This window comes from Frigoribacterium sp. CFBP 13605 (genome assembly GCF_014839405.1).
Taxonomy (GTDB): domain Bacteria; phylum Actinomycetota; class Actinomycetes; order Actinomycetales; family Microbacteriaceae; genus Frigoribacterium.
On the sequence record NZ_JACYNS010000091.1, the window covers coordinates 1 to 9,893 of the forward strand.

Annotated in this window: 9 protein-coding genes; 8 read left to right on the forward strand and 1 reads right to left on the reverse strand. The window is 72.4% G+C overall.

The features are described from left to right. The first annotated feature begins 211 nt into the window (after positions 1–211). From rsmI to IFT36_RS13235, 7 genes are all read left to right on the forward strand, one after another. A complete protein-coding gene (gene rsmI / locus IFT36_RS13205) occupies positions 212–1,039 on the forward strand; it encodes a 16S rRNA (cytidine(1402)-2'-O)-methyltransferase (RefSeq protein WP_056048904.1) in 828 nt (275 codons plus the stop codon). A gap of 93 nt (positions 1,040–1,132) precedes the next feature. Beyond that, on the forward strand, positions 1,133–2,125 hold the full coding sequence (locus IFT36_RS13210; protein WP_082452609.1) for an NADP-dependent oxidoreductase: 993 nt from the start codon (positions 1,133–1,135) through the stop codon (positions 2,123–2,125). A gap of 96 nt (positions 2,126–2,221) precedes the next feature. Continuing rightward, the gene (gene metG, locus IFT36_RS13215) at positions 2,222–3,790 is read left to right on the forward strand and encodes a methionine--tRNA ligase (RefSeq protein ID WP_056049295.1); all 1,569 of its coding nucleotides are present in this window, start codon (positions 2,222–2,224) and stop codon (positions 3,788–3,790) included. Beyond that, positions 3,787–4,764, forward strand: a complete 978-nt coding sequence (locus IFT36_RS13220; RefSeq protein ID WP_200413360.1) for a TatD family hydrolase — start codon at positions 3,787–3,789, stop codon at positions 4,762–4,764. The genes metG and IFT36_RS13220 overlap by 4 nt, the downstream gene beginning before the upstream one ends. Next, on the forward strand, positions 4,764–5,666 hold the full coding sequence (gene rsmA, locus IFT36_RS13225) for a 16S rRNA (adenine(1518)-N(6)/adenine(1519)-N(6))-dimethyltransferase RsmA (protein ID WP_200413361.1): 903 nt from the start codon (positions 4,764–4,766) through the stop codon (positions 5,664–5,666). Before IFT36_RS13220 ends, rsmA begins: the two co-directional genes overlap by 1 nt. Before the next feature lie 3 nt (positions 5,667–5,669). Beyond that, the gene (locus IFT36_RS13230) at positions 5,670–6,284 is read left to right on the forward strand and encodes a hypothetical protein (RefSeq protein WP_123571621.1); all 615 of its coding nucleotides are present in this window, start codon (positions 5,670–5,672) and stop codon (positions 6,282–6,284) included. 13 nt (positions 6,285–6,297) lie between these two features. Beyond that, positions 6,298–7,236, forward strand: a complete 939-nt coding sequence (locus IFT36_RS13235; RefSeq protein WP_159827195.1) for a 4-(cytidine 5'-diphospho)-2-C-methyl-D-erythritol kinase — start codon at positions 6,298–6,300, stop codon at positions 7,234–7,236. A 76-nt stretch (positions 7,237–7,312) separates the two neighbouring features. Here the strand turns inward: IFT36_RS13235 and IFT36_RS13240 are convergent, their stop codons facing one another. Continuing rightward, positions 7,313–8,980: a glycosyltransferase family 39 protein gene (locus IFT36_RS13240; protein WP_200413362.1), complete on the reverse strand. Its 1,668-nt coding sequence runs from the start codon at positions 8,978–8,980 to the stop codon at positions 7,313–7,315. Positions 8,981–9,011: 31 nt separating this feature from the next. Here IFT36_RS13240 and IFT36_RS13245 point away from each other — a divergent pair. Beyond that, positions 9,012–9,893, forward strand: an 882-nt coding sequence (locus IFT36_RS13245; RefSeq protein ID WP_307785109.1) for a HesA/MoeB/ThiF family protein, incomplete at its 3' end; no start/stop codon positions are given.

The following is a 9,893-nucleotide window of genomic DNA, read 5'->3' on the forward strand; positions in this document are numbered from 1 at the left end:
GGCCGCGGTCGCGTCGTCGACCGGGGTGCCGACGGGCGGGACGGTCACCCGGTCGGTGAGCGGGTCGGCCGACGCGAGGCCCGGCTCGCCCGCCGTCGGACGGGCAGGAGGCGCGGTGCCGGCCTCGACGAGCGCGTCGAATTCGCGCTCGGGCCCGGTCGTCATCGGGCCATCGTAAGTGGGCGGTCCGGGACCGGGGGACAATGGGCGGGTGATCGTGCTCGCCGCCACCCCCATCGGAAACCTCGGCGACGCCAGCCGTCGCCTGATCGAGACGCTGTCGAACGCCGAGGTCGTCGCCGCGGAGGACACGCGCACGGCGATCCACCTGATGCGCGCCCTGGGCGTCGAGAACCGCCCCCGCCTCATCGCCCTGCACGAGCACAACGAGCGCGAGAAGGCGGGCGAGATCGTCGAGCTGGCCCGCGCCTCCGACGTGGTCGTGCTCACCGACGCCGGCATGCCCGCCATCAGCGACCCCGGGTTCCCGCTCGTCGAGGCCGCCGCGGCCGCGGGCGTCACCGTCACGGCGATCCCCGGCCCGTCCGCGGTGCTCACCGCGCTCGCCGTGTCGGGACTGCCCACCGACCGCTTCAGCTTCGAAGGCTTCCTGCCGCGCAAGCAGGGCGACCGTCTGCGCGTGCTGGGGGCGCTCGCCGACGAACGCCGCACCATGGTGTTCTTCGAGTCGCCCCACCGCCTGGCCGACTCGCTCGGCGACCTGGTCACCGCTCTCGGGGCCACGCGCCGCGTGGTCGTCTGCCGTGAGCTGACGAAGCTGCACGAAGAGGTGCGCCGCGGCAGCGCGGCCGAGCTCGCCGAGTGGGCGGCCGAGGGCGTCCGGGGCGAGATCTGCATCGTGGTCGAGGGCGCCCCCGAACGCGTCGTCGACCTGGCCGCCGGGCTCGCGCAGGTGCAGGCCCTGGTCGCCGACGGCACCCGCCTCAAAGAGGCCACCGCCGACGTGGCCGCCGCCACGGGTCTGTCGAGGCGCGACCTCTACCAGGCCGCCCTCGCCGCCCGCCCGCCCCGCGCGTAGGGCGTGGCGTACCCCGCCCAGCCCGGCGGGTGCAAGCTCGGAGGAGGCGCGTGCCCGGAGGAGGCGCGGCCCACCACGAGCAGGAGGTACGACATGAAGGCGGTCCGTTTCGAGCAGTACGGCGACATCGACGAGCTGAAGGTCGAACAGGTGGCGAAGCCCGAGGCGGGTGCCGGCCAGGTCGTGGTCGCCGTCAAGGCGGCGGGCCTGAACCCCGGTGAGGCGGCGATCCGCGCCGGACTGATGCACGACGCGTTCCCCGCGGCGTTCCCGTCGGGGCAGGGGACCGACTTCGCCGGCGTGGTCGACGAGGTCGGTGCGGGGGTCGACGAGTGGTCCGTCGGTGACGAGGTCGTCGGGTGGGCCAACCGGTCGTCGCACGCCGAGTTCGTCGTCGTCGACCACGACGAACTCGTGGCGAAGCCCGAGAACGTGCCGTGGGAGGTCGCGGGCAGCATCAGCGTGACCGGACCCACCGCCTACGCCGCGCTGCGTGCCGTGCAGGCCACCGAGGGCGACACGATCGTCGTCTCGGCCGCGGCCGGCGGCGTCGGCGTGATGGTGTCGCAGCTCGCCGTCCTCGGCGGGCTCACCGTGATCGGCACCGCGAGCGAGCGCAACCACGACTTCCTGCGGCAGCTCGGCGTCACGCCCGTGGAGTACGGCGACGGCGTCGTCGACCGCATCCGTGAGGCCGCCCCCCAGGGCGTGGACGCGTTCGTGGACTGCTTCGGCCAGGGCAACGTCGGGTACGCCCTCGAGCTCGGCGTCGCGCCGCAGCGCATCGACACGATCATCGACTTCGCGGCCGTCGAGCAGCACGGCGTCAAGGCCGAGGGCAGCGCCCAGGCGACGTCGCAGGCCGTGCTGTCCGAGCTGCTCGAGCTGATCTCGACCAACAAGATCATGGTGCCGATCGACGGGATCTTCCCCCTCGACGACGTCAAGGACGCCTACCGCGACCTCGAGGACGGCCACGCCCGGGGCAAGTACGTGCTCGGCATGGACGTCGTCGAGTACCCGGGCGAGCACGCCGGCGAGCGGGCGGGTTCCGACGACCGCACCGAGGAGCACGACGCGACCTGACCGGTCGACGCGACCCGCGCCTCCTCGTCCCCGGCGGCGGACGCAGGAGGCGCGGGTCGCGTCATCACGTCGGTGCCCCCACCTAAGATGGTCCCCATGCCCGCCGGCGACTCCTTCTTCATCGCAACGCCCATCTTCTACGTCAACGACGTGCCGCACATCGGTCACGCCTACACCGAGGTCGCAGCCGACGTGCTCGCCCGGTGGCACCGTCAGCGGGGTGACGACGCCTGGCTGCTGACCGGCACCGACGAGCACGGTCAGAAGATCCTGCGCACGGCCACGAGCCACGGCGTGACCCCGCAAGAGTGGGCCGACAAGCTCGTCACCGAGTCCTGGAAGCCCCTGCTCGAGACCGTCGACATCGCCAACGACGACTTCATCCGCACGACCGACGCCCGCCACGAGGCCGGCGTGCAGAAGTTCCTGCAGAAGCTCTACGACGACGGCTTCATCTACCAGGGCGAGTTCGAGGGCTTCTACTGCGTCGGCTGCGAAGAGTACAAGCAGCCGAGCGACCTGGTGCCCGGCACCGGCGCCTACGAGGGCGAGCAGGTCTGCGCGATCCACAGCATCCCGGTCGAGGTGCTGCAAGAGAGCAACTACTTCTTCCGCATGAGCGACTTCGAGCAGCGACTGCTCGACCTCTACGAGGCCCAGCCCGACTTCGTGCAGCCCGACTCGGTGCGCAACGAGGTCGTCTCGTTCGTCAAGCAGGGTCTGCGCGACCTGTCGATCTCGCGGCAGAGCTTCGACTGGGGCGTCAAGGTGCCCTGGGACGAGAAGCACGTCGTCTACGTGTGGTTCGACGCCCTGCTCAACTACGTCACGGCCATCGGCTACGGCGTCGACGACGACGAGTTCCGGCGTCGCTGGCCGGCCGTGCAGCTCGTCGGCAAGGACATCGTGAGGTTCCACGCCGTCATCTGGCCCGCGATGCTCATGGCGGCCGGGCTGCCCGTCCCCAAGAACGTCTTCGGCCACGGCTGGCTGCTGGTCGGCGGCGAGAAGATGTCGAAGTCGAAGCTCACGGGCATCGCCCCTCAGCAGATCACCGACGTCTTCGGTGCCGACGCGTTCCGGTACTACTTCATGCGCGCCATCACCTTCGGTCAGGACGGCAACTTCAGCTGGGAAGACATCGCGGCCCGCTACCAGGCCGAGTTGGCCAACGGGTTCGGCAACCTGGCCTCGCGCGTCGTGGCCATGATCACCCGCTACTTCGACGGCACCGTGCCCGTCGCCGGCGACCTCACCGAGGCCGACCTGGCCGTCCGCGAGACCGAACTGCGGGTCACGGCCGAGGCCGACGCGGCGATCGACCGGTTCGCCATCAACGAGGCGCTCGCGTCCATCTGGCAACTGGTCGACCAGCTGAACGGGTACATCACCGAGCAAGAGCCCTGGGCCATCGCGAAGGACGAGTCGCAGCGCGAGCGCCTGGCGACGGTCCTCGCCACCGCGCTGCGGGGTCTCGGCACCCTCACCGTGCTGCTGTCGCCGTTCATCCCGACGGCCACGCGCACCCTGTGGCAGTCGATCGGGCAGGGCGAGCTGACCAGCCAGCCCGTCGATCGTGCGGCCGAGTGGTCGAGCGCTCCCGACGTCCAGCCGCTCGCCGCCGGTCTCTTCCCGCGCATCGAACAGCCCGAGCCCGCGGCATGAGCGACGACACGTCCGGTGGCGGCGGCGCGACCTCCGGGCCGGCCGACGGAGTCCCGGCGACGCACGTCCGCCACCGCTCGTCGGGCGCGGACGGCCAGAAGCGCGACCTGACCTACCCCGCGCCTCCCCAGCCCCTCGTCGTGCCGGTCTACGACAACCACACGCACCTCGAGATCGCCGACGGCGTCGGAGACGACGGCGACGGCCCCCTCGACTACCGCGAGCACCTCGACCGGGCCTCGTCCGTGGGCGTGCGCGGCGTGGTGCAGGTCGGCACCGACCTCGAGACGTCCCGCTGGTCGGCCGAGATCGCCAGCCGCGAGCCCCGGGTGCTCGCCGCCGTCGCCATCCACCCGAACGAGGCCCCGGCCCTCGCGGCCGCGGGCACCCTCGACGAGGCGCTGTCCGAACTGGACGGGCTCGCCGCGAGGCCGCGCGTGCGCGCCGTCGGCGAGACCGGGCTCGACTTCTTCCGCACCGGCGACGACGGTCGGGCGGCCCAGCTCGAGGCGTTCCGCGGCCACATCGAGATCGCCAAGCGCAACGGCCTGGCCCTGCAGATCCACGACCGCGACGCCCACGACGACGTGGTCGACCTGCTGCTCGAGGTGGGCGCTCCCGAACGCACCGTCTTCCACTGCTTCAGCGGCGGGCCCGAGCTGGCGAGCATCCTCGCCGAGAACGGCTGGTACGCGTCCTTCGCCGGCACGGTGACGTTCAAGAACGCCCAGCCCCTGCGCGACGCCCTCGTGCAGTTGCCGCGCAACCTGATCATGGTCGAGACCGACGCGCCCTACCTGACGCCGGTGCCCTACCGCGGTCGCCCCAACGCGCCGTACCTGATCCCCTTCACGCTGCGGTCGATGGCCGAGACGATCGGCACCGACGTGTCCATGCTCGCGGCCCAGATCTCGTCGACGACCGAACTGGTCTACGGCAGCTGGGACAGCGAGCCCGTGACGGTCGAGGGCTGATGTCGCGCACCACCCTGCTCGGCCCCGCCGAGATCCGTGACCTCGCCGACCTCCTCGGCGTGCAGCCGACCAAGAAGCTCGGGCAGAACTTCGTCCACGACGCCAACACCGTGCGTCGCATCGTCGCCGCGTCGGGTGTCTCGGCGGGCATGACCGTCGTCGAGATCGGCCCCGGGCTCGGCTCCCTGACCCTCGGCCTGCTCGAGGCGGGTGCCAAGGTCGTGGCCGTCGAGATCGACAAGCGCCTCGCCGAACAGCTGCCGAAGACCGTCGCGCAGCTGCAGCCGGCGGCCGACCTCACCGTCGTCGTCGACGACGCCCTGCGCGTGACGACCCTGCCCGACGAACCCACCCACCTCGTGGCGAACCTGCCGTACAACGTCAGCGTGCCGGTGCTCCTGCACTTCCTCGAGCACTTCGGCGGGCTCGAGCACGGGCTCGTCATGGTGCAGTCCGAGGTCGGTCTGCGCCTGGCCGCCGAGCCCGGCTCGAAGGTCTACGGCGGCCCGAGCATCAAGGCGGCGTGGTACGGCGAGTTCCGGGCCGCGGGCCAGGTCAGCCGCCAGGTGTTCTGGCCCGTGCCGAACGTCGACAGCATCCTCGTCGCGTTCGACCGCAAGCCGGCCCGCGGCAGCGAGCTCGAGCGTCGGGCGACCTTCGCCCTCGTCGATGCCGCGTTCCAGCAGCGACGCAAGATGCTGCGCCAGTCGCTGTCCTCCCTCTACGGGTCGTCCGCCGCCGCCTCCGAGGCCCTCGAGCGTGCCGGACTCGCCCCGACCCAGCGGGGAGAGCAGCTCACCGTCGACGACTTCCTCGCCGTGGCCCGGGTCAGCGACGTCGACGCCCTCGCCGGGGCGTCCGTCGCCGCCGTGCTGCACGCCGACGAGGGCGAGGCCGGCTGAGCCGTGCCCCGACGCAAGAACGGCCCCGACGGCGCGCCGTCCGGCAGGGCCAGGGGCAGGGACGGTGGCGGTGACGAGCGCGGGCACGGTGAGCAGCGGCTCAGTGACGCCCGGCTCGGGTCGGGCACCGGACGCGGTGCGGCCGAGTGGTTCGCACGGCTCGACGCCGCGGGGGCGGCGCGACTGTCCCACGAGCAGATCTCGCGCCTCCTGGTCGACGAGTTCGAGGTCGTGCCGTGGTGGGCCGAAGGGATCACGGTGCGCTACGAACAAGAACGCGGCGTCGAGCCGCCGGGGCGTCAGTCCGACGGCAGCTACGCGGTCACCGTCGGCCGCAGCCTGAGGGGTGCACCGCTCGAACTGTTCGACCTCGCCGTCGACCGGTTCGCCCGGTACGCCGGCGGTCCGCCCGAGGTCGTCGCCCGGTCCGCGACGCGTCCGACCGCCGACTGGACCCTCGCGCACGGGGACACGCTGCGCCTCCAGGTGGTGTCGACCGCCGGTCCGAAGTGCTCCGTGTCGTTGACGCAGGGCAGCCTGCGCCTGCCCGAACGGGTGCAGCCCGTGAAAGAGGGGTTGACGCGGGCGTTCGGCGTCATGAGTGATCGCCAGAACTGACTAGGTTGGACGCATGACGTCCGTGGCCGCCCCGACCGTGGTCCACACGCGTGCGCCGGGCAAGATCAACGTCTTCCTCGCCGTCGGCGACCTGCAGGACGACGGTTACCACGACCTCGCGACCGCCTACCAGGCCGTGTCCCTCTACGAGGACGTGCGTGCGCGTCGCGCCGACGACTTCACCGTCAGCGTCACGGGTGGCCCGTCCATCGACGTGTCGGGCGTGCCGACCGACGGGTCCAACCTGGCGATCAAAGCCGCCCGCCTGCTGGCCGAGACGACCGGCTACACGGGCGGCGTCGCCCTGACCGTCGACAAGGCGGTGCCCGTGGCCGGCGGCATGGGGGGCGGATCGGCCGACGCCGCCGCGACGCTGCTCGCGTGCGACACGCTCTGGGGAACCGGCGTCGGTCGTGACGAACTCCTGCGGCTCTCGGCCCGACTCGGTGCCGACGTCCCGTTCGCCTTCGCCGGAGGCACCGCGATCGGTACCGGTCGCGGCGACGAGCTCAGCCCGGCCCTGGCGAAGGGGCAGTTCCAGTGGGTCCTGGCCGTGGCCGACGTCGGCCTCTCGACGCCGCGCGTCTACGACGAACTCGACGCGCACCGTCTGCGGCACCAGGGCGAGATCCGCTCGGTGCGGCACCCCGTCGTCGACGCCGGCGTCCTGCAGGCACTCCGGGCGGGCGACCCGGGCATGCTCGCGGACGCCATGCACAACGACCTCCAGGCGCCCGCCCTGCACCTCCAGCCGGGCCTGGCCGACGTCCTCGAGCTCGGTGAGGGCAACGGGGCCCTCGCGGGCATCGTGTCGGGCTCCGGCCCGACGGTGGCGTTCCTCGCACCCGACCTCGACGGCGCTCTCGAGCTGCAGATCGCGCTGAGCGCCGCCCGCCTCACGGTCGTCCGCGCCACGGGCCCGGTCCACGGCGCCCGCGTCGTCACCGACTAGGCCCGGGCCCCAGGGCGTCGCCGAGCCCCCCCCGCGCGCGCAGGGGGGCTCGGCGACGCCCCGGGGTCTCGCGGGCTCAGCGCTCGTACTTGAGCACGTTCGTGCGGGTGAGGTGCCACTCGTCGGCGACGTGGAAGCCCTTGGCGGCGAGGTCCGCGGTGACCCGGGGCCTCCAGTCCTGCTTGTCGCTCGTGATCAGCCAGACGACGTCGAGGTCGTCGGTGCGGTCGATGACGTCCTCGAGCGGGTGCTCGACCTCCCACAGCCCGCCGGTCTCGGCCGCGGGGGTCTCCAGCGTGAAGTCCGACATCCCTTCGAACGCCGCGGGGTACGTGTTCTCGATGATGCGCGACGTGGCCTTCGGGTGTCGACGCACGGGGCCGAAGACGACGCCCTCGGCCGTCCCGGCCGGTTCGAGCGCCCGTTGCTCGCTCACGAGGTCGGCCACCTGGTTCCACGCGGCCGAGTCCTTCGCCTCGGGCTGACGCTGACGTTCGTAGGTCGGGGCGGTGAGCACCACGGCGACCAGCAGGACGAGGGCGATCACCCGCCGCCAGGGGACGGCGGCCACGGCGACGGCCATCATGATCGCGACGGCCGGGGTGCCGAAGGTCAGGTAGCGGGGCGAGTAGAGCGGCTCGGTCACGAGCGAGACGCCCACGAGGCCGACGGTGGGCACGATCATCCAGGGCAGGACGACCTCGGCCAGTCCCCGGGCACGGGGCACGAGACCGGCGACCACGACGACCAGGCTGGCGAGCACCAGCATCCAGCCGAAGACGGCGAAACGGTCGTTCTGGTAGAACCACTGCGTCGTCAGCACCTGGTCGATCGTCGCGAAGCTCGGCCGGTCGAGCCAGCCGACCTGGCCGCTCTGCTCGGACGTGAAGTACACGACGGGCAGGCTCGCGAGTCCGGCGACGGCCGCACCGGCGAACCAGCCGAGGAACGAACCGCGTGCTCCGTGCGGTGCGCCGACGAGCGGGGTCGACGCCACGGCGTCCTGCGACGTCGCCACCGACCCCGAGGAGGCGCGGAGCCGGCGCTCGCGTCGCCACTGCACCAGCATGGTGACGCCGTGCCCCACCACGACGAAGGCGACGTACAGGAAGAAGAGAACCGAGACGACGGCGAGCACGGCGTAGGCGACCCACCAGCGCACGGCCGAGGCCCGGGTGCGGGTCTCGCCGACCTGGGCGGTCCGGCGCGAGGCGGTGACGAGCACGAGGGTCAGGGCGACGGCGAACATCGCCGAGAAGGCGTACGAACGGCCCTCGCCGCCCATCCAGGTCACGCGGGGGATCAGGCAGAACAGCAGGCCCGCCACGACGGCCGTCCGGCGGTCGGCCAGGGTGCGGGCGAGCACGACCGTGAACGCGGCGGCGAGCCCCGTGACGATCGTGCTGGGCACCCGGAGCGAGATCGGCGAGTACGGGAAGACGTCGAACCACAGGTGCATGAACGCGTAGTACGTGGCGTGCACCAGGTCGACGGTCTGGACCATCTGCCAGAGCTGGCCCCAGCTGCGGGTCGCCGAGATGACCGTCGCGGCCTCGTCGTACCAGACGGACGGCACCCAGAGGAAGGCGCCCGACAGCACGGCGGCGAGCAGGCCGACGAGCACGGCGTCGAGATGACGCCAGTGCCGGAGGCGCGTGAGGGCCGTGCTGCGGCCGGTCCCGGGCGTCGTGGATACAGTGGGCGCGGTCGATCGACCGTCGGCCGGATGCAGGAGGTTCGTCATGTCGTCTCTTCCCCCTCTCGGAGGATCTCGCGTGCGACACGGGGGTGACGCGCGCGGGGCGGCCGTGCACGACGGTGGCGTGCACGGTGCCGGCGTGCGCGACGGTGGACACGGCGGCGACCCCGTCGAGGGCGAACGCTACTCGCGAAGCGTGCGCCTGCCGGGGTTCGGTCTGGGCTCCCAGGGGCGCCTGGCGGCGTCGAGGGTGCTGGTGGTCGGGGCCGGCGGGCTGGGCGCACCGGTCATCCAATATCTCGCAGCCTCGGGTGTGGGAACCCTGGGAATCGTCGACGACGACGCCGTCGATCTGTCGAACCTACAACGGCAGGTGCTCTTCCGCCCCGACCAGCTGGGCTTCCCGAAGGCCCGCGCCGCCGCCGACTGGGTGCGTGCCGCCAACCCGGACGTGACCGTCGTCGCCCACCCCGTCCGACTGAGCGACCGCACCGCCGACCTGCTCGACGACTACGACCTCGTGGTGGACGGCAGCGACTCGTTCGACACCTGCTACCTGGTGGCCGACGCCGCGGCCGAGCGCGGTCTGCCGGTCGTCTGGGGCAGCGTCAACCGCTGGGACGGACAGTTCAGCGTCTTCTGGGACGACGCCCCGGACGGCCGGGCGGTCGACTACCGCGACCTGCACCCTGCCCCGCCCGCCTCGGGCTGGGACGAGTCCTGCGCCGACGTCGGCGTCCTGGGGCCGCTGTGCGGGACGGTGGGCGCGGGCATGGCCGGCGAGGTCGTCAAGCTGCTGACCGGTCTCGGCGATCCGCTGCTCGGCCGGGTCGTGACCGTCGACGCCCTGGGCGGCACCTGGCGGGAGAGCCGGTTGGCCCGCGCCCCGCACCGGGCCGAGGCCCGGGCGACGGTGAACGACGCGCGCCGCGCCTCCTCGTCCTCGGTGCCCGAGGCG